The 24,140-nt window shown below is 63.8% G+C and carries 20 protein-coding genes and 1 pseudogene; 10 read left to right on the forward strand and 11 right to left on the reverse strand.

The annotated features are described in order from the left end of the window. Positions 1-44: 44 nt before the first annotated feature. Positions 45-1,268, forward strand: coding sequence for a glycosyltransferase 87 family protein (locus HMPREF2912_RS01870; protein ID WP_070683110.1), 1,224 nt, complete (start codon positions 45-47; stop codon positions 1,266-1,268). Between the two features lie 165 nt (positions 1,269-1,433). On the opposite strand, the gene HMPREF2912_RS01875 is transcribed toward HMPREF2912_RS01870, so the two are convergent. Genes HMPREF2912_RS01875 through HMPREF2912_RS01885 form a run of 3 tightly spaced genes read right to left on the reverse strand, consistent with a single transcriptional unit; the run spans position 1,434 to position 3,649 of the window. Then, on the reverse strand, positions 1,434-2,570 hold the full coding sequence (locus HMPREF2912_RS01875; RefSeq protein ID WP_070683111.1) for a glutamate--cysteine ligase: 1,137 nt from the start codon (positions 2,568-2,570) through the stop codon (positions 1,434-1,436). A 48-nt stretch (positions 2,571-2,618) separates the two neighbouring features. After that, positions 2,619-3,368 (reverse strand): LytR C-terminal domain-containing protein, encoded by a 750-nt coding sequence (locus tag HMPREF2912_RS01880; RefSeq protein WP_070562489.1) that lies wholly within the window; start codon positions 3,366-3,368, stop codon positions 2,619-2,621. Between the two features lie 26 nt (positions 3,369-3,394). After that, positions 3,395-3,649 (reverse strand): DUF3263 domain-containing protein, encoded by a 255-nt coding sequence (locus HMPREF2912_RS01885; protein ID WP_070522640.1) that lies wholly within the window; start codon positions 3,647-3,649, stop codon positions 3,395-3,397. A 16-nt stretch (positions 3,650-3,665) separates the two neighbouring features. Here HMPREF2912_RS01885 and HMPREF2912_RS01890 point away from each other — a divergent pair, with 16 nt between their 5' ends. Genes HMPREF2912_RS01890 through HMPREF2912_RS01905 form a run of 4 tightly spaced genes read left to right on the forward strand, consistent with a single transcriptional unit; the run spans position 3,666 to position 7,563 of the window. Next, entirely contained in the window at positions 3,666-4,280 is a 615-nt protein-coding gene (locus HMPREF2912_RS01890; RefSeq protein ID WP_070562492.1) for a peptide deformylase, read from the forward strand. After that, positions 4,280-5,278, forward strand: coding sequence for an N-acetylglutamate synthase, CG3035 family (locus HMPREF2912_RS01895; RefSeq protein ID WP_070562437.1), 999 nt, complete (start codon positions 4,280-4,282; stop codon positions 5,276-5,278). The genes HMPREF2912_RS01890 and HMPREF2912_RS01895 overlap by 1 nt, the downstream gene beginning before the upstream one ends. Positions 5,279-5,283: 5 nt before the next feature. Continuing rightward, on the forward strand, positions 5,284-6,093 hold the full coding sequence (locus HMPREF2912_RS01900) for an exodeoxyribonuclease III (RefSeq protein WP_070683112.1): 810 nt from the start codon (positions 5,284-5,286) through the stop codon (positions 6,091-6,093). A 6-nt stretch (positions 6,094-6,099) separates the two neighbouring features. Then, positions 6,100-7,563: a phospholipase D-like domain-containing protein gene (locus HMPREF2912_RS01905; protein ID WP_070683113.1), complete on the forward strand. Its 1,464-nt coding sequence runs from the start codon at positions 6,100-6,102 to the stop codon at positions 7,561-7,563. Positions 7,564-7,785: 222 nt separating this feature from the next. Here HMPREF2912_RS01905 and HMPREF2912_RS01910 read toward each other — a convergent pair whose 3' ends face one another. The 4 genes from HMPREF2912_RS01910 to HMPREF2912_RS01925 are packed head-to-tail and all read right to left on the reverse strand — an operon-like array spanning position 7,786 to position 11,188. Then, positions 7,786-8,961: a multidrug effflux MFS transporter gene (locus HMPREF2912_RS01910; RefSeq protein WP_070683114.1), complete on the reverse strand. Its 1,176-nt coding sequence runs from the start codon at positions 8,959-8,961 to the stop codon at positions 7,786-7,788. Next, a complete protein-coding gene (locus HMPREF2912_RS01915) occupies positions 8,958-9,722 on the reverse strand; it encodes an ABC transporter permease (protein WP_070564185.1) in 765 nt (254 codons plus the stop codon). The genes HMPREF2912_RS01910 and HMPREF2912_RS01915 overlap by 4 nt, the downstream gene beginning before the upstream one ends. Next, positions 9,722-10,660, reverse strand: coding sequence for an ABC transporter ATP-binding protein (locus HMPREF2912_RS01920; RefSeq protein WP_070622906.1), 939 nt, complete (start codon positions 10,658-10,660; stop codon positions 9,722-9,724). Before HMPREF2912_RS01920 ends, HMPREF2912_RS01915 begins: the two co-directional genes overlap by 1 nt. Before the next feature lie 39 nt (positions 10,661-10,699). Continuing rightward, on the reverse strand, positions 10,700-11,188 hold the full coding sequence (locus tag HMPREF2912_RS01925; protein ID WP_070596813.1) for an NUDIX domain-containing protein: 489 nt from the start codon (positions 11,186-11,188) through the stop codon (positions 10,700-10,702). A gap of 84 nt (positions 11,189-11,272) precedes the next feature. On the opposite strand from HMPREF2912_RS01925, the gene HMPREF2912_RS01930 reads away from it, so the two are divergent. The 3 genes from HMPREF2912_RS01930 to HMPREF2912_RS01940 are packed head-to-tail and all read left to right on the forward strand — an operon-like array spanning position 11,273 to position 16,418. After that, a complete protein-coding gene (locus HMPREF2912_RS01930) occupies positions 11,273-12,709 on the forward strand; it encodes a hypothetical protein (protein WP_070683115.1) in 1,437 nt (478 codons plus the stop codon). After that, complete coding sequence (locus HMPREF2912_RS01935; protein WP_070683116.1) at positions 12,709-13,800, forward strand: glutamate ABC transporter substrate-binding protein; 1,092 nt, start codon at positions 12,709-12,711, stop codon at positions 13,798-13,800. Before HMPREF2912_RS01930 ends, HMPREF2912_RS01935 begins: the two co-directional genes overlap by 1 nt. Then, positions 13,800-16,418 (forward strand): tetratricopeptide repeat protein, encoded by a 2,619-nt coding sequence (locus HMPREF2912_RS01940; protein ID WP_070683117.1) that lies wholly within the window; start codon positions 13,800-13,802, stop codon positions 16,416-16,418. The genes HMPREF2912_RS01935 and HMPREF2912_RS01940 overlap by 1 nt, the downstream gene beginning before the upstream one ends. Before the next feature lie 26 nt (positions 16,419-16,444). Here HMPREF2912_RS01940 and HMPREF2912_RS01945 read toward each other — a convergent pair whose 3' ends face one another. Continuing rightward, entirely contained in the window at positions 16,445-17,665 is a 1,221-nt protein-coding gene (locus HMPREF2912_RS01945) for an acetate kinase (protein ID WP_070564202.1), read from the reverse strand. Next, entirely contained in the window at positions 17,666-19,030 is a 1,365-nt protein-coding gene (gene pta, locus HMPREF2912_RS01950; protein ID WP_070683118.1) for a phosphate acetyltransferase, read from the reverse strand. A 348-nt stretch (positions 19,031-19,378) separates the two neighbouring features. Here pta and HMPREF2912_RS01955 point away from each other — a divergent pair, with 348 nt between their 5' ends. Both HMPREF2912_RS01955 and HMPREF2912_RS01960 read left to right on the forward strand, forming a co-directional pair. Beyond that, the gene (locus HMPREF2912_RS01955; RefSeq protein ID WP_070683119.1) at positions 19,379-21,487 is read left to right on the forward strand and encodes a glucose PTS transporter subunit IIA; all 2,109 of its coding nucleotides are present in this window, start codon (positions 19,379-19,381) and stop codon (positions 21,485-21,487) included. Between the two features lie 143 nt (positions 21,488-21,630). Then, entirely contained in the window at positions 21,631-22,458 is an 828-nt protein-coding gene (locus tag HMPREF2912_RS01960; protein ID WP_070683120.1) for a PRD domain-containing protein, read from the forward strand. A gap of 34 nt (positions 22,459-22,492) precedes the next feature. Here HMPREF2912_RS01960 and HMPREF2912_RS01965 read toward each other — a convergent pair whose 3' ends face one another. Both HMPREF2912_RS01965 and HMPREF2912_RS12955 read right to left on the reverse strand, forming a co-directional pair. Continuing rightward, the gene (locus tag HMPREF2912_RS01965) at positions 22,493-23,389 is read right to left on the reverse strand and encodes a class F sortase (RefSeq protein WP_070683121.1); all 897 of its coding nucleotides are present in this window, start codon (positions 23,387-23,389) and stop codon (positions 22,493-22,495) included. Between the two features lie 203 nt (positions 23,390-23,592). Then, positions 23,593-24,140 (reverse strand): annotated as a pseudogene (locus tag HMPREF2912_RS12955) (adhesin); the annotation flags it as partial.

A 24,140-nucleotide genomic window follows, 5' to 3' on the forward strand; every position in this document is an offset into this window, starting at 1 on the left:
AGCTGCAAAAGGCAATAATTGGTGGTCATCCGAGGAGAGTCGACGTGAAGAAGCTGCAAGGCGTACCAACGATATGCGCTGTCCTCGCGCTGTGCATCGCCGTGATGGCGTACAAGTTCAGCCAGTTCGATGGGCCCCATGCCTTCATCAATATCCTCCCCTTCGACCTCTCCATCTACCGCATGGCGGGCGAAGACCTCAACGCGGGCGGCCTGCTTTACGACGCCCCCTATATCTTCGAGTTTCCCTTCACGTACCCGCCCTTTGCGGGTTTGCTGTTCAAGGTTTTGCCCTTCTTCAGCAAGGGTGCGCTGACCTTTATGTGGCCCTCGCTCATGTTCCTGGCGGTGTTGGCGATCATCATCATGATCTTCCGTGAGCGGGGCATGAAGGTGACCCCGGCGGCCGTCCTGGTAGCGGTGCTGCTCACCGCCCTGACCCCGGCGAATGAGGCGATGCACGGCTCGCTGTACTACGGGCAGGTCAACGTATTCTTGATGCTGCTCGTGGCCCTAGATTTCCTGCCGCTCAAGCGCCGCCTGCCGGGCGTTGGCATCGGCTTGGCCGCGGGAATCAAGCTGACCCCGGCTTATATGGGGTTGGCTTTGCTCTTTGAGAAGCGCTGGTGGGCAGCCCTGGGAGCGGTCATCACCTTCTTGGTGACCGTGGTGCTCGGTTTCCTCTTCGTGCCTGATGCGATGGTTTTTTGGACAGATGCCATGTTCAATTCTTCCCGCGTGGGCGAGCATGCCAACCCGGGGGCGAAGTCGCTGCGCTCGCTTATGTACCGCGTGCTCGGCGTGGACGGCGGCATCTGGTGGATCCTGGCGGTCATCGTGGTCTTTGTGCTGACCTGCCTGGCGCTGCGCACCGCATACCTGCGTGGCAACCGCTCGGCGGCTTTCGCGTTGACGGGACTGAGCACCTGCTTGGTCTCCCCCTTCTCGTGGTATCACCACTTCGTGTGGACCATCCCCTTCGTGGTCATGGTCTTCGTATCGGTCAACCAGGCGCTCAGCGCGCGCCTGTCCGGTAAGTTCGGCGAGCAGCTAGCCGGCCTCGCCTCCGTGGCGGCGCTGTTCGTGGTGTCGCTGCCGTTTATGTCGGTGCCGGTGTGGTTCACCATGTCCACGGCCAATCTCGATGCGATCGAGTCCTTCCAGCCGTGGGCGACCTCGCTGTGGACGCTGTCCTGCGTTGTCTTCATCGCCGTCTACGCGGTGTGGGGATTCGTCGCGCCACGCAAGCGCGCGGTGGCGGAGAGCTAGGGGACGTTTCGATCAAATAAGGGGGCAAAACCCGCCCGTTTTAGCGCACTATTTGATCGAAACGTCCTCGTCGAGGCGAGGCAGCTTCCCAAAAGGACGTTTCGATCAAGTAAGGCCCGGAAAACCATCAGTTTCCGGGCCTTGATTGATCGTTCGGTACTCAGGCTAGAGCGGCAAGAGCTGCTCCATCTCATCCGCGGTGGCCTTGACCACCTTCTGCCAGCTGCCGGTTTCCTCGTACAGGCGGCGCTGGCGCTCATAGCCCGCCCCGGAATCGATGATTTCCTGCACCAGCTGCAGCTCCCGGGCACAGCCCAGCTCCTCGGACAGCGGGGCCAGCTCCACTAAGAGATCCGTCAGCTCATCCTTGAGCCAGCGCTCATCGGTCTCGCGTGAGGTGATGACCAGCGCGTCCATGCCATAGCGCGCACCGCGCCACTTATTCTCCGCCACGTGCCACGGCTGGAGGGTCGGCAGCTTCTCCCCCGCATCGATCATGCGGTCATAGTGCACCACCAGGCAGTGCGTCAGCGCCACAATGGCGGAGAGCTCGCGAAGGTTGGAGGCGGCGTCGGAAATGCGCACCTCCACCGTGCCCCACTTGGAGGCCGGGCGAACATCAAAGTGCATCGATCCCGTGTGGTTGATGACACCCGAAATCGCCTGGTCCCGCATGTAGGATTTCCACTGCTCCCAGTTCTCAAACTGGTAGGGCATGCCCGCAGTGGGCAGCTGTTGGTAGAGCATCGTGCGGTTGGAGGCATAGCCGGTATCGAGCCCTTCCCACCCCGGCGAGCACGCGGAGATGGCCAGCAGGTGAGGGTACTTCGTCATCAGCGCATTAATGATGGGCCACACGCGTTCCTCGTGGCTGATGCCGACGTGCACGTGCGTGCCCCACAGCAGCATCTGCTGGCCCCAGTACTGGGTGCGGTTGATGATTTCGGAATAGCTCTCCTTCGCGGAGACGGGGTTCTTCCGGAAGTCCGTGAAGGGGTGCCCACCCGAGGCCCACAGGCGCACGTCCATGGAATCGGCCGCCTCACGCACTGCGCTGAGCGACGCCCGAAGGTCCCCCATCGCCTCCGGCACCGTCCGGCACACCCCGGTTACCAGCTCCACCGTGTTTTGGAGGAATTCCTTTTCCAGGTGCACGGAGGGGTGGGAGGCGCGGACAACGTCGATAAGCTCGGCGCCGCGCGGCACGAGATCCCAGGTCACGGGGTCAACGAGGGCAACTTCCCACTCGACACCCAGCGTGGGCTCGGGCGAACGGGCGAAGTTCTCTTCCGGAATATTCACCCATTCATCCTATCCACCAACAGGGTGAATTTAATAAGTTTTTATTCCCTAGGCTTGGGGAACGGCGAGGACCACGACGACGGCATCGCCCTTGGTGTAATCCCCGGTCAGCTCGGCCGGGTACGGCGCGATGGCTTCCGCCGGAACGTTGCCGCCGTAGTACTGGGCGGCGACTTCCTTGGCCAGGTTCTCGGCCGCGGCATCACCCTGCGGGAAGAAGATGGTGGTCTTCGGTGCGACGAGGACCTCATCGCTGATGTTTCCTACCTCGGCGACCTTAAACTTTTCGCGCTTGAGGCGCTCAGCCTCATCGGCGGCGTAGTTGACGCGGCCGGAGTTGTTGTAAACGTTGACGGGGATCTCCGCCTGCGGGCGATCGGCATTGCCTGCGGGTGCACCGGCCTCGGCGTTCTCACCATGCTCAGCGCCGGCCTCAGCAGCGTTCTCCGAGTCAGCGTCGGCATCAGCCGGGCGCTCGTTCTCGTCGGCGTCCTTATTCTTGTCGGCTTCGCCCGCAGCGCCGCCGGTATGGGCGTCGCCCTCGGCGCCACCGGTGGCGGGTCCGGACACGGCGGCGTCGTTGGCGGGCGCGTCCTGGGCGGTGTCCTCGGAGCTATCCGAGGTCATGGCGTAGAGAGCCCACATGCCGAGCATGACGGCCACGGCGATGAGCACCATAGCGACACCACGCAGCGGGAGCTTGCTAGCGGAGGCCGGGGCGGCGGCCGAGTCGGACTCGGCGGCGTGGCGCGCGCGGTCAGCGGACGAGGCAGAGTTTTCCGGATTCACATTAGTCACATTGGTCACTCTAGTATCTGTGGGCCCTAGTCCGGCGCATTGTCGCGTGCGGCGCGCCGGATGTCCTCGCGGGCGTCGCGAAGCCGGCGCAAACGGGTGACCAGCAGCGGGTAGGAGGCGTGCGCGGCGGGGTTGTCGAGCAGCACATTGAGGCGCTGGTGATAGCGCACCGGAGTAATGTCCAGCTGCGTGCGGATGGCCTCCTCCTTCGCGCCGATATCGCGCGGGGCGTGGGACTCGAACTCCAAAATCGCGGCGTCTAGGTCTGACAGGGAATGCATGCTTAAACTGTATTCCATGACTATTCGTCCCATCGTTATCCACGGCGACCCGGTCCTCCACAACCCCACCGATCCGGTCACCGAGCCCATCGACTCCCCCGAGCTGCAGGAGCTCATCGCAGACATGCACGAAACCATGGATGCCGCGCACGGGGTCGGTCTAGCCGCAAACCAGATCGGCGTGAACAAGCGCCTCTTTGTCTACCACTGCCCCGACACCGACGGGCCAGATGGCACCGAGCTTCCCGAAGGCGGCATGCGGCGCGGCTGCGTGATCAACCCGGTGCTGGAGACCTCCGAGATTCCGGAAACCATGCCGGCTGACGACGGCTCCGAAGACGAAGGCTGCCTCTCCGTTCCGGGCGAGGGCTTCCCCACCGGCCGCGCCGACTGGGCCCGCGTGACCGGCAAGAATGAAAAGGGCGAGGACATCTCCATCGAGGGCTATGGCTTCTTCGCGCGCATGCTGCAGCACGAAACCGGCCACCTCGACGGCTTCGTTTACACCGACGTGCTTACCGGCCGCTACAAGCGCCAGGCCAAGAAGGCCATTAAGCGCAACGGCTGGACCGAAGCCGGGCTTACCTGGCTGCCGGGCGAGGACGAAGACCCCTTCGGGCACGAGGACTAATGTCCCGCATCTTCCGCTCCGATGCCGTCCAGGTGGGCGAGCGCGTGGTGGCCCGGCGCGATTTCGGCGGCGTGCACAGCGATGTCATCGGCCACGTGCTCAGCGTAGATCCGCTGGTCATCCGTCCACAGGAGGTGGGCGGCTACCCGTCTTCACTCGACGCAGTAGAGATTCCGCCGGAGCAGCTCAAGATTATTAAGCGCCTCTCCCCGCGCACGGTGCGCAATTCCGATATCCGCGCCGTGGAGGTGGCCACCGCAGCCGCCTTCCCGGGCAAGGAGCACACGTGGACCTCCGATGGCCAGTGGCTCATGCGCGCGGGCGATGGCGTGACGGGCCGCTCCAATTCGGCGGTGCCGCTGGGACCTTCTGCGGGTTTCCTGCCGGTGCCTTTCGATGAGATTGAAGCCTACTATGCGCGCCACGATCTTCCGGTGTGCTTGGCCATCCCGGAGCGCATCGGCAAGTCTGCTGAGAAGCTCGTGGCGGCGCAGCCCGAAGCGTGGGAGCTCGAACCGGAAATCCTGGTGATGGTCCGAGACCTGGATGAGCTGCCCGTGCTTTCCGACGTCCACTTCGCCATCGATGAGCAGCCCGATTCCGAGTGGCTCAACCTCTACCACTTCCGCGGCCAAGCTCTGCCACCGCTGGCACTGGAGTACCTACGCAGCCACATCGAGGGCACGATGGGCTTCGGACGTCTCCTCTCCCCTGCGGGCGAAACTATCGCTATTACGCGCGGCACGCTCACCGAATCCGGGGACGGCACCGTGTGGCTGGGTTACTCCGCCGTGGAGGTGGCCGAAGGCTGGCGCCGCAAGGGCCTGGGCACCGCGCTGGGCGCGCACATGCTGGCCTGGGGCAAGGCACAGGGCGCGGAGAAGGCCTACCTGCAGGTCGTAGCGCACAATACGGCAGGCATTCGGCTCTATGAGAAGCTCGGCTTCTTAGAGCAGCACCGCCACCGTTACGCCCGCCGCCTGCCTCAAGTACCCTAAACTACATGCGCATAGCTTCGTGGAACATCAACTCCGTTCGCACCCGCCCGCAGCGCGCGGTGGATCTTCTGGCAAAGCACGACATCGACGTGCTCTGCCTGCAAGAAACCAAGGTGGCGGATGCGAAGTTCCCCCGCGAGCCTTTTGAGGAGGCCGGCTACCACGTCACCTGCCACGGGCTGAACCAGTGGAATGGCGTGGCCATTGTGTCTAAGGAGGAGCCGGAGGAGGTCCAGACCTTCTTCCCCGGTCAGCCGGGGTTCCACAAGGACCCCGCCAAGGAGCAAGCGCGCGAGGCTCGGGCGGTATCGGCCCGCATCCGCGGGATTGAGATCTGGTCCCTCTACGTTCCCAACGGACGCGAGATCACGGACCGCCACTTCGACTACAAGCTGGACTTCCTCTACTCTTTGGCGCGCTATGCGGAGACTCGGGCGCAGTCGAAACTCTTGCTCACGGGTGACTTCAACATTGCGCCGCGCGATGAGGACGTCTGGGATATGTCCCTTTTCCGCGGCAAAACGCACGTCACCGAACCGGAGCGCGCGGCCTTCCAGATGTTGGAGGAAGCCGGGCTTGAGGAGGTCACACGCCGCTTCACCGAGGAAGACCGCTGGACCTACTTTGATTACAAGTCCTTGCGCTTCCAGAAAAACGAGGGCATGCGCATCGATTTCCAGCTGGCCAGCGAGCCGCTTGCACGTCTGGTCCAAGGTGCCCAGGTGGACATGGTTGAGCGCGCCGGCGACAAGACCTCCGACCACGTGCCACTGATCGCGGATTTCGATGTCCCCGATTTCGCGTCGGTGCGCTAGCCTGCCATGAACCTCAACATCGATCTCTCCGTCTGGCAGCTTGTGCTGCTGATCATTGACTACGGCATCAAAATCATCGCCATCGGCGTGGTCCCCGAAGGCCGCCGCCCGTCTAGCTCCACCGCTTGGCTGCTGGCCATTCTGGTGCTGCCGATCGTGGGCCTGCCCCTGTTCTTGCTCATGGGCTCGCCCTATATCAACCGCCGGCGCCACCGCATCCAGCAAGAGGCCAACGCGCTGCTTAACGACGTCACCGCCTCCACCCCCAACCACCCCTCGGGCCGCCTCTCCCCGGAGGTGGAATCCCTCATCCAGCTCAACCGCAACCTCACCGGGCACCCGGCTCTGATTGGGCATAACAAGGGCTTGCACGCCTCCTATGAGGAGGCCATCCTGGCCATGGCGCGGGCCGTGGACCGCGCTGAGAAATACGTGCTCATTGAAATCTACATCCAGTCCTGGGATGAGGTGACCGATGTCTTCTTCCAATCCCTCGCCCGTGCCCGCCAGCGCGGCGTGGAGGTCAAGCTGCTGCTGGATCAGATCGGCAGCCTGAAGTACAAGGGTTACTTCACGCTGGGCAAGCGCCTTACCGAGATTGACGTCGATTGGCGGCTCATGCTTCCGCTGCAGCTGCACAAGGGCCGCTTCCGCCGCCCGGACCTGCGCAATCACCGCAAGATCGTGGTCATTGACGGCCACACGGGTTTCTTGGGCTCGATGAACATGATTAAGCGCGAATACAAGACGAAGGACCGCGCATGGATCGACTACATGGTCGAGATGACCGGCCCTGTGGTGACGTCTTTGGCCTCGGTGTTCGCGGTGGATTGGTACCTGGAATCCGAGGAACAGCTGTCCTTGGACATGCAGCCCTATGACGACGCCATGACCGCGGACTCCAACCACCTCCAGTTGGTCCCCTCTGGCCCCGGCTACACCACGGAGCCCAACCTGCGCATGTTCAATTCGGTGGTGCACCACGCCAAAGAAAGGCTCATCCTTTGCTCGCCCTACTTCATTCCGGACGAGTCCCTCTTGGAAGCGGTCACCACCGCGTGCTACCGCGACGTTGAGGTGGAGCTCCTGGTTTCAGCGAAGGCGGACCAGTTCATGGTCAACCACGCGCAGTCCTCCTACTACCAAGCGCTTTTAGAGGCTGGCGTGCGGATCTTCCAATTCCCCGAGCCCTTCGTGCTGCACTCCAAGTTCATCCTGGCGGACCCGAATCTTCCGGAGCGCGATCCACTGTGCATGTTTGGTTCCTCCAACATGGACATGCGTTCCTTCGGCCTCAACTATGAATCAACGATGCTGGTGGCCAAGGGCGACCTCATCGAGAATTTCACCCAGCTGGCCAGGAATTACAAGAAGGTCTGCCACGAGCTCACCCTCGAGGAGTGGAACGAGCGCGGCCTGCTGCGCCGCTACGTGGACAACGTCATGCGCCTGACCTCGGCGCTGCAGTAGCAAGCATATGCGGGCCCACACCTTGCTGCGGTAGGGCAGCATGGACCTGCAGATGGTTCCAGCCAGAAGTCTCCAGTCAAACGGTTCCAGTCAAACGGTTCCTCTGAACCTTCTGCGAGGCGGTAGATGGTTCGTTTGGGGGCAAACGAACCATATGACTAGAACCATCTCTGAGAATGACAAGGCGCCATCTGGGAGATGCCTTATGCTCAATGGCGTACGCTAGGCGGCGCCGCGGGCCAGCCGCGTGGACACTGCAAGGCCGAACAGCGAGATGAAGCTGCAGCACACCATTCCGGTGGCCATGGTCAGGGCCGCATTTGAGCCCCAACCCATGAGCGGGCTGATGGCGCTGGCCAGCAGGGACTGCCCAAAGCCCATGATGGCGGACACGCTGCCCGCGCGCGGGCGCATCAGACCAGTGGCCAGCGCGGTGGCGTTGCCCATGATGAAGCCGGTCGGCGCCACACACGCAAAGAGCACGAGGAGGCACACCCACACCGGGGCGCCGAGCAGCACCGACAGCAACAAGAGCACCCCACACGCAAGAACGCCACAAACACCAATGCGCAGCATGACCGCCGGGGAGACCGAATCCATGGCTCGCGAATTCACCAGCGTGGCCATAAAGAGGCCCACGGAGTTGATGCCGAAAACCAGCGAATAGCCCAGCGGCGAAAAGCCCCACTGGTCTTGCACCACGAAGGCCGAGGCCGCGATGTAGCAGAACATCGAGCAGAAACCGAAGGCCATGGTCACCAGGTAGCCCCACACCCGGGCATTGGTCAGGACCGCCCAGTAGTTGCCCGCCACCGTGCGGAACAGCCCGGCGCGGGAGCGCCCACCCGCGGTTTCCGGGACGATGGCAATCGCCAGCACCAACTGCACCGCATGCAGCCCGGCGAGCACCCAAAAGATGCCGCGCCAGCCCAGCGGCTCCGCCAGGACACCGCCGAGCACCGGGGCCACCGCCGGCGCGATGCCCTGCAGCGCCATGAGCAGCGAATAAGCCTTCGCGGCAGCCGCGCCGTGCACGAGGTCAGGTACCACCGCGCGGGCGAGCACCACGCACGCGCCGCCGCCGAGGCCCTGCAGCACGCGGGCGGCCACGAGCACGGTGGCGGTCGGAGCCAGCGCCGCCAGCACGGAGGCCACCAGAGCGAGGGAGGCACCGGCGATGAGGAGGCGTTTGCGCCCGATGGCGTCGGAAAGCGGGCCCATCACCAGCTGTCCCACGCCCATGCCGATGAAGAAGCCCGAAATGGTCAGCTGGACCATCGCCCGGGTGGTGCCCAGATCGGAGAGGATCTCCGGCATCACCGGCAAGTACATATCAGTGGCAAAAGGCGCTGTTGCGGACAACAGCGCCAAGGTAGCCAGGAGTGGAAAAGGAATCACGCGTCGCGCTGCTCCAGCACGATGACGCCGAAAATCCACAGCACCGCGGCCCAACCGAAGAAGACGAGGGCCTCAAATCCTACCGATGACCACGGCGCGTTCTCATCGACATAGTTCACCGCCCAGTTTTGGAAGGCGGTAAAGGGCATGAAGTGAATGGCCTTATCGCCCACCGTCGGCAGCACACGCACGATGTTTTCCAAGCCCAAGTACAAGATGAGGGAAATCGCCACCGTGCCGGCGGTCTGCCGCAACAGCATGCCCAGGCCCTGCACGAAGGCAACCACGCCGAAGGCCGCGAGCGGGAAGGACCACAGCATGTATTTGCCGTCCTCGCTGGCAAAGGGCTGGAAAGCCTCCGCCGCCGATTCATTCGTCGTCATATCCGCCAACGCGAAGATGTACACCAGGCTCAAGAAAGCAATAATGGCCGCGATGACGCCGTAGAGCAGCAGCTTGGCGCAGGCCACTGTCCAGCGCTTCGGGTTGGTCATGAAGGTCAAGGATTGCGTCTTATAGCGGTATTCCGTGGTCACCACCATCGCGCCCTGGATCATTATGATCGGCATGCCCATGAGCAAGAGGATGGAGGCCAAGGCCCGCTCCTGCAGCGGGCTAATGCCCAGCACCGCCTCGCCCGCGTTCAGCGAGTTCAGCAGTGTCCAGCCCGTCACGATGAGAATGATGAGGGCCGTGGTCCACCAGAAGGACTTCGTCGTGCGCAGCTTCGTCCACTCCGCATGCACAGTGTTGAAAAACATTAGCGCTGTACCCCTTCCTTCGGTGCCGCCGCCTGGTACTGCACCGCGCGTTCCGTCATAGTCACGTAGGCCTCTTCCAGCGAGGCGCGGTGGAGCGTCAATTCCGTCAGCGGCACACCCGTGGAGTAGGCCAGCTGACCCACGTAATCCGTGGTTTGGTTCGGAATAACCAAGGTGCGGCGCTGCTCCTCATCGACCGACTCGCTATACGTGATGCCGGCCTCCTTCAGCGCCGAGCCGAACTCGCGCAAGTGCTCCGAGCGCACGATAACCGAGGCACTGGAGTTTTCCTTGACAAAGTCATAGGTGCGTTGATTAGCCAAGAGCCTGCCGCGGCCAATCACCACGAGGTGGTCCGCCGTCTGTGCCATCTCCGCCAGCAGGTGGGAGGAGATGAGCACCGTGCGGCCCTCCGCGGCCAGCGCGCGCACGAGCGAGCGCACCCAGCGAATACCTTCCGGGTCTAGGCCGTTGACCGGCTCATCCAGGATCAGCACGCCCGGATCCCCCAACAGGGCGGCCGCCAAGCCGAGGCGCTGGCCCATACCGAGGGAGAAGCCGCCGGCCTTCTTGCCGGCAACATCGGCCAGGCCCACAAGACCCAGCACCTCGTCGACGCGGGAAGTAGGAATGCCATTAGCCTGCGCCATCCACGTCAGGTGGTTGGCGGCGGTGCGGTTGGCGTGGACCGCTTTGGCGTCGAGAAGCGCGCCCACCTCACGCAGCGGGTTCTTCAGCTCGCGGTAGGGCTTGCCGTGCACCAGAGCAGTGCCAGCGGTGGGCTTGTCCAAACCCAGGATCATGCGCATCGTCGTTGATTTTCCAGCGCCGTTAGGCCCCAGAAAGCCGGTCACTTGTCCCGGCTTCACCTGGAAGGTGAGGTCATCGACGGCGCGGACAGACTTGTACTGTTTGGTCAGTCCGGCTACTTCAATCATGCCCTACAGCGTGCCACAGGTTCCCGCCGCGCGCCTGTATCAGCTGCTGATTTCCTCCCAGCGCTCCAGCAGCCGCGGCAGCGCTTCCCGGAAGGGAGCCAAGAGATCTAGCTCTTCTACCTGGTTAAACGGCACCCAGCGCAGCTCGGCGGATTCCGCATTGGCGGTCGTCTCCAGCCGCTGGCCCGAGACAGTCCGCGCCAACACCGTGGTATAGGTCCAGCCTTCCTCGAAGGGCCCGGAGGTGACCAGCGCATCCAGCACCTCGACGTCTGAGGCCGAGATTCCGGTTTCCTCCGCCGTCTCCCTCAGCGCTGCCTGCTCCGGGGACTCCGGCTTATCCCGCGCCCCGCCCGGGATTCCCCAGGTCCCGCCATTATTCGTCCACGTGGCGCGGTGCTGGAGCAACACCTCATCCCCCGCCACCAAGAAAAGGCCAGCAGCTCCAAACTTGCCCCATACCGGCACCCCGCCCGGCCCCTTAGACCAGCCATCACCGGAGAGTTCTGGGTTTACGCGTGTACACATGCCTTCCACGATACGTCAGAAGCAGCCCGCGCCACCCTGCCCCAAATCATCGCGCGACGCGGTCGAGGGCGCTATCCTAAGGGAATGACCGGCCCGGCCACCGAACTGCGCGAGCACTCCCCCGAATCATGGGGCGATCACTGGCTCGATGAAGTCACCGAGCCCGCCAGACCCGCGTTTAGCCGCCCGACGCAGCTGGCCATGAGCTCCTTCGCCGGCCCCGCGCGCGTCATCCGGCGCCTCTATGGCTTCGCGGCCACCACGCCCGGCAAGCTTTTTACGGTCACCGTCATCCTCACCGTCGCGCTCGCGGCAGCCGGCTTTTCTATGTCCTCTTCCTCAGCCGCCCGGCACGATGACCTGGATACCTTGCTGACCTCCACCGAGCCGATGTCGAATGCGGCGCACCACCTCTACACCAACCTATCCCTGGCGGATACCGTGGCCACCACCGGCTTCGTGCAGGCGGGTGTGGAGCCGGAGGTGAACCGCAACCGCTATAACGAGGCCATCGATGCCGCCTCCGTCGCCGCCACGCAGGCCATCGTGGGCACCTCCGCGGAGGATGAGCGCGTGCGCGAGCTCGTCACGTTTATCCAACGCAAGCTGCCGGTGTATACCGCGCTCGTGGAAAAGGCCCGCGTCAATCACCGCGCGGGCCACGCCGTGGCGAACTCCTATATGTCCAATGCCTCGGCGCTCATGCGGACCCAGATCCTCCCCGCCGCCGCGGAGCTGTTCACCTTGACGTCGGAAAAGGTGAGCCAACAGCAGCAGCGCCTGACCCGCCCGCAGTGGGTGCCACTATCTGGTCTGGTCGCCGCTCTCATCTTCCTCGGCCTGGCGCAGTGGTGGCTGTGGCGGCTGACCCGCCGGCGCTTCAACCGCGGTTTCGTGGTGGCCACGGGCCTGTTGTTCCTGGCGCTGGTGTGGGCCTCCGCCTCCAACTTCGCCACGTGGGCCTCGGGCCACCAGGGTTTCGAGACGGTATCGCGCCCCTGGGACTCGCTGACCGCCTCCCGCATCGAGGCCCAGCAGATGCGCACCTCGGAGACCCTCGCCCTGGTCCTGCGCTCCTCCCAGCAGGACATGTCCGTGCACTTTAATTCCACGGTGTACTCCGTCAACCAGGCCCTGCGGGACTATGAGCAGGCGCTTGACGACGACGACTTCCCCTCCTCCGATCCCACCCTCATTCCCCGCGCGAAGCAGGCAGTGGAAGATTGGACGACCACGCACGAGAACTTCATGGAGGATCTCTCCATGGGTGACTACGATGCCGCGCTGTATCAGGCCACCGCCATCGATCCGGATGGTGACCCCACCGCCGCCAGTGCTTTCAACGCCGTGGATAATTCCTTGGCCGCGCTCATTGACCAGGCCCGCGACGCCATGCGCACCTACCTGGTCCAGGGGCTCAACGCCATGACAATGGTGTCCACTGGCGTGCTCCTGGCTACCTTCGGCGCGATTATCGCCGTGTGGTTGGGAATCCGCCCCCGTCTGCAGGAGTACCTGTGATGCGCCGCCCTACCACGAAACGCCCAGCCTGGACCGTGTCCCTGCTCGTGCTCAGCAGCGCCGTGGCACTCAGCGCTTGCGAGCCGGAGCCGCCCAGCGCGCCGGATCCCATCCTGCCGTCTACCGCGAACCTCGATTCCACGCCGGGCCCGCCGCTGCCGGAGGACGCCATCATCGAGCCCGCAGGCAGCGGTGAGGTGTCCAAGCAAAGCGATGCCGAAGCCTACGGCTCCTACCGCCCGGACGATAAGACGCCGAAGGAGCGCGTGCCCGAGATCCTGGAGCGCGGCCGGCTCATCGTGGGCGTGGACCGCTCCAATAACCTGCTCAGCTACCGCGATACCGCCACCGGCGAGGTCCGCGGCTTCGAGGTCGACATCGCCCGCGAAATTGCACGCGATATCTTTGGGGATCCCAACAAGGTGGACTTCCGCTTCGTGGAAGCTTCCGAGCGCGCGCGTGCCCTCAACGACCGCACGGTGGACATCGTCATCCGCACCATGACGATCAGCCCCACACGCCAGCGCGAAGTCGCCTTCTCCATTCCCTATATGCAAACGGATGCCCGCTTGCTGGTGCTGAAGAACTCCGGCATTCACTCCATCGCGGATACCGCCGGGTTGACCTTGTGCGCGACAAAGGGCTCCACCATGGTGGACGCGATACGCAAGCACGCGCCCACCTCCGACATCTTGGAGACCCGCGCCTGGGGCGATTGCCTCATGGCGCTGCAGCTGGGGCAAACGGACGGCATCGTGGTGGATGATGCCCTGCTCTCCGGCATGCTGGCCCAGGATCGCTACACGGAGATCGTCGGCGATCCCCTCGAAAGCCAAAGCTACGGCGTAGCCGTGCGCAAGCCCGATGGCTCTTATGACTCGCGCCCGCTCATCCGCCAGGTCAACTCCACGCTGGAGCGCATCCGCAAGGACGGGACCTGGCAGCAGCTCTTTAACGAGTGGCTCGGGGATTACATGGATCAGCCCGTGCTCCCGGCGCCAAAGTACCTCGACGAAACCCCGCCCGCGACGGAATCGCAGCCGAGTTCCCCAACCAGCAATCAGCCCGGCGAGAAGAAGGAGGGGCACTAATGTCGCACCGCTTCAGCGAGGATGAGCTCGACCACCTCACGCCCGAAGAGCACGAGACTGCGCAGCCCGAAGCCACAGATCCCGGAGCCGTGGAGCCCGAAGCTGCTGCCGACGCCACCCAGGCCGTGCGCTTCGATCCCTTCGCCGATGAGGAGGACGATTTTTCGGAGGACCACCACCTCACCACCTCGCCTGCGGAACCAGGTGATCCGGGAACAACGGCTTCCGGCGCCGACAACACGGATGCCTCCGACCGCACCGCGGCCGTACCTTTCGATCCTTTCGCCGATGACTACGAGGAAGATGACCCCACTGCCACCGGCGCCGTCCTATCCCCTTCCGGTCAGCCCGGCACGCACGGCACCGCGACGGGCAAACCCGACGACGGCGAATACGTCGATTCGGATAACATCGCGGCACTCATCGAGGAGCTGGGGCAGCTACGAGACCGCCGCAAAGCAGAGGACCCCTCGCGGGCCTCGCGACGCCGCGCGCTCGATACCTTCCGCCAGCGCCGCGCCACCAAGCGCACCGACCGCGAGGTGGCCGATGGCATGGCCACCTTGCCCTTCGTGGTCCCGGTAGATCCCAGCGAGGCGCTCATCGATCCGCAGGATGCGCCCCGCGCCGCCCCGCCGCAGCTCAAGCCGGGCGACATGGTGGCCGGGCAGTATGAAATCCTCGGCGTGCTCGCGCATGGCGGGTTGGGGTGGATCTACCTGGCCAATGACCACTTCGTCTCCGGGCGCATCGTGGTGCTCAAGGGCATGCAATCCACCAATTCCGCGGAGGAAACCGCCACCGCGGAGGCGGAGCGCGAGTTCCTCGCGGACATCACGCACCCGAATATCGTGAAGATTTTCAACTTCATCGATGACCCCCGCGTCCCCGGCGGCTTCATCGTCATGGAATATGTGGGCGGCCCCTCGCTCAAGCAGCGCCGCAACGACCAGGTCAATGACCGCTTCCCGGTCGACACCGCGATTGCCTACATCCTGGAAATCCTGCCCGCCCTGGACTACCTGCACGCCCGCGGCGTGGTCTACAACGATTTGAAACCCTCCAACATCATCGTCACCGAGGACCAGGTCAAGCTCATCGATCTGGGGGCTGTCTCCGGCATCGGCGCCTTCGGCCACATCTACGGCACACAGGGTTTCCAGGCCCCGGAGATCGCCACTCAGGGCCCCTCGGTGGCCAGCGATATTTACTCGATCGGCCGCACACTGGCCTGTTTGACGTTGAAGCTGCCGGTGGAGGATGGCGTCTACAAACCCGGCCTGCCCTCCCCCACCGAGGAGCCGCTGCTGCGCCGCTACCTCTCCTTCTACCGCCTGTTGTTGCGCGCTACCGATCCGGACCCGGAGCAGCGCTTCGCGTCCGTGTCCGAGCTACGCAACCAGCTCTTCGGAGTACTGCGTGAGGTCATCGCGCTGCGCGACGGCATCCAGCACCCAGCCCAGCACTCTGTCTTCTCCCCGCAGCGTACGACCTTCGGCACGAAGCACCTGGTCTTCCGCACCGACCAGCTCATCGATGGCATCGACCGCACCGTGCGCATCACCGCCCCCGAGGTTGTCTCCGCGCTGCCCATCCCGCTCATCGTCCGCTCCGATATCGGAGCACCGCTGCTGCAGGGTTCCTCCTACACCGAACCGCAGGAAGCGCTGGAGACCCTGCGCCAAGCCATGCAGACCCCGGAGTACGAGGAGTCCGCGGAGATTCCCCTCGGCGTGGTGCGCGCCATGATTGATCTGGGATACATCGGCCAGGCCCGCGAGTGGCTGACCTCCATCGAGGAGCGCTTGGGCAAGGACTGGCGCTTCCACTGGTACTCGGGCGTGACCGAGCTGCTGCTGGATAAGTACCGCGAGGCTCAGGCCCATTTCGCCCACGTCCTCGACGTGCTGCCCGGTGAGGCCGCCCCGAAGCTGGCCATCGGCGCGGTCAACGAGCTCATCCTGCAGCAGCTGGGTTTTTCGGAAGCCGCGCTTATCGACGCCTCCGTCGCCCGCGCCTGCGCCAACCTCACTACGTCGCTGGCGGATCTGCCCAACGATGCTTTCGAGGATCAGCCCGGCATCTGGGATCACGTCACCGATGATCCGGCCCACCTGCGCTTCAACTCTCTGCGCCTCTACGGCATCGTGTGGGCCACGAACCCGACGACGGTCTCCTCCGCCTTCGGCCTGGCCCGCCAGCTGCGCGCCGAGCACCAGGTTGAGCTCGCCGTGGCCACCTTGGATAAGGTGCCCAATGCGTCGCGCCATCACCGCATGGCCCGCTTGACCACGGTCCTGCAGCTCATCGTGCACGATCTCTCCGAGTCCCGCATCCGCCGTGCCGCCCGCCGCTTGGAGGAGATTCCGCAGAACGAGCCGCGCTTCTTGCAGATCAAGATTGCGGTCATCTCCGCCGGGCTGACCTTCCTGCGCGAGGCAGACCTCGACGCCGCTGCCTCCCCCAACGATCTCTTCGAGTTCCCCTTTACCCAGCGCGGCCTGCGCTATGGCCTGGCGGATACCCTGCGGGCACTAGCCCGCCAGGCACCGTTCGCCCGCCACCGCTACGCGCTGGTGGACTTGGCCAATAAGGTCCGCCCGGTCACGATGTTCTAGGTGCCGGCTTTCGCCGGCACGTAGAACTAGTACAGGCCCGCCTCCCGGGCCATGGCCGCGATGCCCGCGGACTTCTGCGCGATGGCCAGTTCCTCGTTGGTCGGCACCACGAAGACCTTGACCTGGGATTCCGCGGTCGAAATCATGCGCGGCTCCTTCGAGCGCACGAGGTTGGCTTCCTTGTCGAAGTCAATGCCGTACATGTCCAGGTTGTACAGCGAATCCTGGCGGACCTCGGTATCGTTCTCGCCCACGCCGGCGGTAAACGTAATCGCGTCCACGCGGCCCAGCGCAATCATGTATGCACCGATGAAGCGGCGCAGCTGGTGGATGTAGATGTTATAGGCCAGCCAGGCGTCCTGGTCCTCGTTGTTGATGCGCTCGCGCAGCACGCGGAAATCGTTGACACCCGCAATGCCCTTCACACCGGAGCGCTTGTTCAGAAGGTTATCGATCTCATCGATCGACATCCCTGCCTCACGGGAGAGGTGGAAGATAATACCCGGGTCAATATCGCCCGAGCGCGTGCCCATGGCCAGACCCGCCAGCGGGGTCAGGCCCATCGAGGTATCGATCGGGCGGCCGTTGCGAATCGCCGCCGCCGAGGCACCGTTGCCCAGGTGCAGCGTGATCTGGTGGACGTGCCCCGGGTCACGGTCCAAGAGCTTCGGCACCTGCTGCGAGACGAACTCGTGGGAGGTTCCGTGGAAGCCGTAGCGGCGGATATCGTACTGCGAGGCCACATCGTTATTGATGGCATAGAGCGCGGCCGCCGGCGGCATGTGGTTGAAGAAGGCCGTATCGAAGACCGCCACGTGCGGGATATCCGGCAGCAGCTTGCGCGCCACGCGGATGCCGTCCAGGTTCGCCGGGTTGTGCAGCGGCGCGAGCGGGATGAGGTCCTCAATCATGGACTCGATCTGATCCACGATGAGCTGCGGCTCGCTGAACAAGCGCCCGCCGTGCACAACGCGGTGACCCACGGCGATGACCTCCACATCCGTCGGGCCCACGCCGTGCTCGTGCATGATGCTGAAGGCGCGGTCGAGGCCGAAGGAGTGGGTGGGAATCTCCAGCTCTTCCTTGTATTCCTCCCCGCCCGTCTTGACGGTCACCGCCCCCTGCGGCTCACCGACCTGCTCCACCAAGCCGGAGACCAGCGGGGTATCCGTGGCCGAGCTTTCCGGGTCCACCAGCTGGAACTTAACCGAGGAGGAACCCGAGTTGAGAACGAGTACGTACGCCATCTACTTCACCCCTGCCTGGATAGCGGTGATAGCCACCGTGTTGATGATGTCCGGAACGGTCGCGCCACGCGAGAGGTCATTGACCGGCTTGTTCAGGCCCTGCAGAATCGGGCCCACCGCCAGCGCGCCACCGGTGCGCTGCGCCGTCTTATAACCAATGTTGCCGGCCTCCAGGTCCGGGAAGACGAAGACCGTGGCCTTACCCGCAACGTCGGATTCCGGTGCCTTCTTGGCGGCCACGCCGGGGTCACAGGCAGCGTCGAACTGCAGCGGGCCGTCCACCGCCACGGGGGAATCGATGCCGCGAGCTACCTCGACGGCCTGCGTCACCTTCTCCACGTCCGGGCCAGCGCCCGAGGTACCCGTGGAGTAGGACAGCAGCGCCACGCGCGGGTCCAGGCCGAACTGTGCTGCGGTCTGCGCGGAGACGATGGCGATCTCGCCGAGCTGCTCCGGGGTCGGGTTCGGGTTCACCGCGCAATCACCGAACGCCCACAGGCGGCCCGGCATCACCATGAGGAAGATGGAGGAAACCACGGAAGCCTCCGGCTTGGTCTTGATGATCTGGAAGGAAGGCTTAATGGTGTGCGCCGTGGTGTGCGCCGCACCGGAGACCATGCCATCGGCCAAGCCCTTGTGCACCATCATCGTGGCGAAGTAGGACACGTCCTTCATGGTCTCGCGCGCCTGCTCCAGCGTCACGCCCTTCTTCTTACGCAGCTCCGCAAAGTCCGCAGCGAATTCCTCCGCCAACGGGGATTCGAGGTGGTTGATGATCTCCACACCGCTCAGGTCGATCCCGAGTTCCTGGGCGCGCTTTTCGACGCCCCCGTCACCCAGAATCGTCAGCTTCGCCACCTTGCCCTTGATGAGCTCCCCCGCGGCCTGAAGGATGCGGTCATCCTCGCCCTCCGGCAGCACGATGTGCGCCCCGATTTCGCGGGCCTGATCCAGAAGCTGCTTCTGGAAGAGCTCGGCGCACATATAGGGCTCGATGTCCTCCAGGGAAGAAATCGCACTGGGAACGGAGGAGACGTCTCCCACCGCGCCCACCACGGTGGCGCCTACCGAGCGCGCGTGCTCCAGCGCCAGCTCCGCGGCGCGGTCAGGCGCATCGGAAACCAGCACGAAGGGCAGGCCCAGAGCGGCCGCGGCCTTGGCGTCAAAGTCCATAACACCTGTGCCCTGAAGGACCAGGTTGCCCGCGGGGGCGTTGTCCAAAACCTCGCTGAGCGTGGTTCCCAAGTCATCGACCTGGGCGAAGGTGGCTCCTAGTTCCTGAGCCACAGCAGCAACGTCCAAGCCGTCGAAGCCGCGCCCGATGACGCTGATAAAGGCAGAATTGCGTGAGGACTTGGCGGTCATGACCAACCTTTCTCTGCATAGAAGGTGTGTACCCGGGGTCACAATTTGGGACACACAGTGACACTACGACACTTTCACAGTACGGGAACACATCCCTGCTCGCCGCCCGCTTGACGCTTTTCCTCATCAACTTCCCAGGCCACCGACACCTAAGCCGGGGCCACAGTGTGCTATCCCACAGTAACTTGTCTCCCGTGAGCACCCCGGAGTAGGCTCCTAACCAGGATTGTTACTTCGGGCAAGACCTAGGCTCCCCACTCTTAGCCGCGTGGGGATGGTTCGCTATGAACCATTGTGGCCTAGGTCTTTTGTGGTTTTCACAGGCCCTTAACTCGCGAAAGGATTCTCATGTCGACTGACATTCGCTCGGCAGCCGAGGCCATCCTGGATGGCATCGGCGGGGCGGAGAACATCACCTCTCTCACGCACTGCGCCACCCGCCTGCGCTTTGAGCTGGCTGATGCCTCCAAGGCAGACAAGGAAGCACTCGAGGCCATCCCCAAGGTTATGGGTGCCGTGCCCCAGGGCGGCCGCAACTACCAGGTTGTCATCGGCGGTGACGTGGCCACGGTCTATGACGAGATCAAGGCCCTCCCGCAGATGAAGAACCGCAACCAGTCCGGCGGCCAATCTAATGACGATGTCAAGGCCGCCGCCCGCGCCAAGTCCAAGGGCAAGCTGCCGTGGATGGACGCCTTCTTCGAGTACCTCTCGGATTCCTTCCGCCCGATTCTGGGCGTGCTGCTGGGCGCTTCCCTCATCATCGCCTTCGCCTCCGTCCTGGACGCTTTCGGCGTCGTGGACTTCCGTTCCCCGGACAAGCCGGCCTCCTGGTTCTTCGTGGACGCCATGTGGCGCTCCGTGTTCTACTTCCTGCCGGTGATGGTGGCCTACAACGCTGGTAAGAAGCTGCGCATCGACCCGTGGGTCCCAGCCACCATCATGGCGGCGCTCTTCACCCCGGAGTTCCTGAACCTCTCGGAAAACCCCGCCGTCCAGTGCGTCACCAACGACACCCTCGGCGCTGAGCAGTGCTCCATTGAGATCTTCGGCATGACCATGCAGCTGCAGGACTACGGCGGAAACGTCTTCGTCCCGCTCATCATGGCGGCCGTCGCCGCGCTCTTCTACAAGGGCTTCCAGAAGATCATCCCGTCCGCGGTGCACATGGTCTTCGTTCCCTTCCTGACCCTGCTCTTCCTCATCCCGCTGACCGCCTTCATCATTGGCCCGTTCGGCGTGTGGGCCGGTAACGGCATTGGCGCTGGCCTGTCCTGGATGAATGACAACGCCCCGTTCGTCTTCGCCCTGGCCATCCCGATGCTCTACCCGTTCCTCGTCCCGCTGGGCCTGCACTGGCCGCTCAACGCCCTCATGCTGGTCAACATCCAGACCTTGGGCTATGACTTCATCCAGGGCCCGATGGGCGCATGGAACTTCGCCTGCTTCGGCGCCACCGCTGGCGTGCTGGCACTGTCCATCCGTGACCACGACACCGTGATGCGCCAGACCTCCGGATCCGCCCTCCTGGCTGGCCTGCTCGGCGGCGTGTCTGAGCCTTCCCTCTACGGTATCCACCTGCGCTACAAGAGGATTTACCCGCGCATGCTGGTGGGCTGCTTCGCTGGTGGCCTGACCGTGGCCCTGTTGACCCTGGGCACGAACGGCATTACTACCGACGCCTTCGTCTTCACCTCCCTGCTGACCATCCCGGTCTTCACCCCGATGGCCAAGTACGCCATCGCCATTGCAGTGGCCTTCTTCGTGGCCTTCTTCCTCATCCTCTTCACCGACTACCGCACCCCGGAGGAGCGCGCTGAGGCTAAGGCCGCCCGCGAGGCCGCCGAGAAGGCCGAGCTCGACAACGCCAACGCCGCCGACAACGCCGCGCTTGCCGACGCCCCCGCAGCAACCGCCGCTGCCGGCGCTGGCGCCGGTGCCGCCACCGCAACCTCCACCAAGGCTGACGCCCCGGCCAAGGCCGCTGAGCCTGCCGCTGGCACCACCACCGACATCGCCTCCCCGGCTGCCGGCAAGGTTGTCCCCATGGCTGAGATCAATGACCCGGTCTTCTCCGCCGGCACCCTGGGCGACGGTGTGGGCATCGTCCCCGAGAACAACGAGGTCTACGCCCCCGTCAGCGGCACCGTGATGAGTGCCATGAAGTCCGGCCACGCCTACGGCATCAAGACTGAAGACGGCGTGGAGGTCCTCGTCCACATCGGCATCAACACCGTGAAGATGAAGGGCGAAGGTTTCGCCCCAGCCGTCAAGAAGGGCGACACGGTCAAGCAGGGCGAGCTGCTTGCCACCGTTGACTTTGCCAAGGTCACCGAAGCCGGCTACGACACCACCATCGTCTTGGCCGTCACCAACACCAAGGCGCTGTCCGCCGTCACCCCGGCTGGTCTGAACCACGCCGCCGCTGGCGATACGGTCATCACCACGACCCGCTAAAGGACCCACTAGGGAACCTTTAGCACGCCTCTAACGAACCCTGACTAAGCTGGCTCGATGGAACCACCATCGTGGCCGGCTTTAGTCGTTTTAGCCCCAACCGGCTAGCCTTAACCGGTTAACCCCAACCAGAAAGGTGCCTTGTGCAACTGTTGCGAGTGTTCAATAACAACGTCGTGCTCGCACGCCGCGGCGCGGAGGACGTCATCGTCACCGGCCGCGGAATCGGCTTCCAGGCTCACCCCGGCACTGAGGTTGACCCGGCGAAAGTGGTCAAGGTCTTCGTCCCGGATTCTGGCCGCGACCCGGACCACCTGGCCGCCATGATCGCCGGCATCCCCGGCGAATACGTTCAGCTGGTCATCGACGCCATGCACTCCGTCGACATGTCTGAGGCGCTGCGCAGCAAACTCACTTTGGTCGTCGCGATTGCGGACCACATCCATGGTGCCGTCAACCGCGGCAACGCCGTGTCTTATCCCCTCGAAGCCGAGGTGCGCCACCTCTACGCCGAGGACTTCGCCCTCGCGCAGCAGCTACTCACGGCCATCAACGGCGGGCTCCATAAGCCCCTGGCTCCCGACGAAGCCGTGGCCATCACACTGCACTTGGTCAACGCCGGCTTCGCAGTGGGGGATCTCTCCGGCACCTACCGCATGACGGGTCTGATCCAGCAGATCCTGGCCGTTATCGGCTCGCACATCGATACGGAGCTCATTAGCGAGGACATCTCCGTCGCCCGCTTCATCACGCACCTGCGCTACCTCTTCGTGCGCATGGCGGAGCACCAGCAGCTGGACTCGGACGACCGCCAAGTAGCCACCGCCATCTCCGCGCGCTACCCCGATGCCGTCGAGACCGCCCAAATGGTAGCTAACCTCATTGAGCTGCGCCTCGACAGCGCTCTAACCCCCGATGAGGTCTCCTACCTGACGCTGCACATCGCGCGCCTGGAGGAGGCCTCCGCCTAAGCCATCACCCCGCTTAGGCGATTCACCAACCAACCTAAGCCGCCGGCGCCTCAACAGCGCCCTCAGCGGGCGCGTCAACAGCACCATCGACCGGTGCCTCAGCGCCGCCTTCCACTGGCGCCACCGGCTCTGCCACGGTGATGATGTTGTCCTCGTAGCCCAGCTCGCCGCCGACGAACTTGCCGCCGCAGGTGATGAGGACCAGGCGGTTCTCTCCCTGGGCGTCATTGACCACGTCCGGGAAACCTGAGCCCTTCGGCAGACGGTACGGCGCCTCCGTCACGCGGAACTGGCGCTCCTCGCCGTCGATGAAGACGGTGAATTCCTGGCCCTGCTCCAGGGTGGTGAACTTCTCTGCAAAGCCCGTGCCCTGACCCTGGTAGTTGATGTGGCCGGTGATAACGCTGGAGCCAACCGGGCCAGCCTCGCCCGGTACTGCGGAGGCGGAGTACCAACCCAGGCGCTGCACATCGCGCGGCGGAATCAGCATGCCGGTATCCGTAACCTGAATCGGGTCCACGGCGGCGAACTCATCGTTGATGCCCAAGGACATAGCACCGAAGCCACGGAACTCACCCGGTGCCGCATCAATCTCCTGATCCTGCTCACCGGAGTCATCCACGAAAGGATCATTGTTCGTCGTCGGGGCGGCAGACTCAGCGCTTTGCGACGTCTCCGCCGAATCCCCCGCATTGTCTTCCGCGGAATCATCGCCATTGCGGCCTGCATAGATCACCAGCTGCACGATGACCAAGATGACCGCGATGAGCGCCACCAGACCAATGAGGAGCTTCTTATTGCCCTTCTTCGATTCGCCCGCTGACTGCTCCTCACCGGCACGGTGCTTCGCCCCGGCGGCCTCCCCGGCAGTCTCACCCGTGGAATCGGCGGGGTATTCCGGAAAATCGTTCTGTTGGCTTTCGTCAGCCATAATCTCTGCTCCTTGTTCCTGTCTTCTAATTATGGGCGTCTAGCTTCTAAAAGTCTTCGCTATGGGGTTTCGAAGTAAACAATAGTCTAAGGATCATATGACGAATCCCCTCCAGCGTTTTCACCCTGGAGGGGATTGTCCTAATCATTGTCTGCCCCTACCACGCCCGGCCGGTGAGGGCCGGGATGGTGTTGCAGTGCGGACTACTTGATGAAGTCCTGCATGCCTGGGTCAAGCTGGGTTGCACCGGAAGGTACGTGCTTGATCTCCACGCGGTGCGTGTTGGACGGCACCGGCTGACCGAAGTCCTGCGGCTGGTTAGCAGCATCCTCCGGCGGGGTTGCGTCCAGGACGGTAACCTCGCGGTCATCGCGGCCGGTGTTGTCGTGGGACTCACCGTGGTTGTTGCCACCATCGTGGCCACCGTTGCCACCATCATGTCCGCCGTTGCCACCGTTGTGGCCACCGTCGGTGATGATCTTGATCAGGCCCAGACCCGGGATGAGCAGCAGCCACCACGGCAGGTCCTTCTTCGAGCTGCCCTTGTCTCCATCATTGTCCTTGCCGTCGCCCTTATCCGGGGTATCGGAAGGCTTGTCGGAGTCAGAGGTAACCGTCTGGTTCTTGTCGTTGATGTCCTTGTGCTCAGCGATGTGGTTCGGGTTCTCCGGATCAGTATCCGGAGTGTCCTCGCCCTTGTCGTTGACCTCAACGGAGGTCAACTCCTCGAAAGCAACCGCAGCCTCAACCG

The organism is Corynebacterium sp. HMSC056E09 (assembly GCF_001813425.1).
Classification (GTDB): domain Bacteria; phylum Actinomycetota; class Actinomycetes; order Mycobacteriales; family Mycobacteriaceae; genus Corynebacterium; species Corynebacterium hesseae.

Excerpts from the sequence above, each read along its gene's own strand:
- HMPREF2912_RS01885 (WP_070522640.1), bottom strand. The coding sequence starts at position 3,649 with ATGCATTCCCTGTCAGACCTAGACGCCGCGATTTTGGAGTTCGAGTCC.
- HMPREF2912_RS01890 (WP_070562492.1), top strand. The coding sequence starts at position 3,666 with ATGACTATTCGTCCCATCGTTATCCACGGCGACCCGGTCCTCCACAAC.
- HMPREF2912_RS01895 (WP_070562437.1), top strand. The coding sequence starts at position 4,280 with ATGTCCCGCATCTTCCGCTCCGATGCCGTCCAGGTGGGCGAGCGCGTG.
- HMPREF2912_RS01900 (WP_070683112.1), top strand. The coding sequence starts at position 5,284 with ATGCGCATAGCTTCGTGGAACATCAACTCCGTTCGCACCCGCCCGCAG.
- HMPREF2912_RS01905 (WP_070683113.1), top strand. The coding sequence starts at position 6,100 with ATGAACCTCAACATCGATCTCTCCGTCTGGCAGCTTGTGCTGCTGATC.
- HMPREF2912_RS01915 (WP_070564185.1), bottom strand. The coding sequence starts at position 9,722 with ATGTTTTTCAACACTGTGCATGCGGAGTGGACGAAGCTGCGCACGACG.
- HMPREF2912_RS01920 (WP_070622906.1), bottom strand. The coding sequence starts at position 10,660 with ATGATTGAAGTAGCCGGACTGACCAAACAGTACAAGTCTGTCCGCGCC.
- HMPREF2912_RS01925 (WP_070596813.1), bottom strand. The coding sequence starts at position 11,188 with ATGTGTACACGCGTAAACCCAGAACTCTCCGGTGATGGCTGGTCTAAG.
- HMPREF2912_RS01930 (WP_070683115.1), top strand. The coding sequence starts at position 11,273 with ATGACCGGCCCGGCCACCGAACTGCGCGAGCACTCCCCCGAATCATGG.
- HMPREF2912_RS01935 (WP_070683116.1), top strand. The coding sequence starts at position 12,709 with ATGCGCCGCCCTACCACGAAACGCCCAGCCTGGACCGTGTCCCTGCTC.
- HMPREF2912_RS01940 (WP_070683117.1), top strand. The coding sequence starts at position 13,800 with ATGTCGCACCGCTTCAGCGAGGATGAGCTCGACCACCTCACGCCCGAA.
- HMPREF2912_RS01945 (WP_070564202.1), bottom strand. The coding sequence starts at position 17,665 with ATGGCGTACGTACTCGTTCTCAACTCGGGTTCCTCCTCGGTTAAGTTC.
- pta (WP_070683118.1), bottom strand. The coding sequence starts at position 19,030 with ATGACCGCCAAGTCCTCACGCAATTCTGCCTTTATCAGCGTCATCGGG.
- HMPREF2912_RS01955 (WP_070683119.1), top strand. The coding sequence starts at position 19,379 with ATGTCGACTGACATTCGCTCGGCAGCCGAGGCCATCCTGGATGGCATC.
- HMPREF2912_RS01965 (WP_070683121.1), bottom strand. The coding sequence starts at position 23,389 with ATGGCTGACGAAAGCCAACAGAACGATTTTCCGGAATACCCCGCCGAT.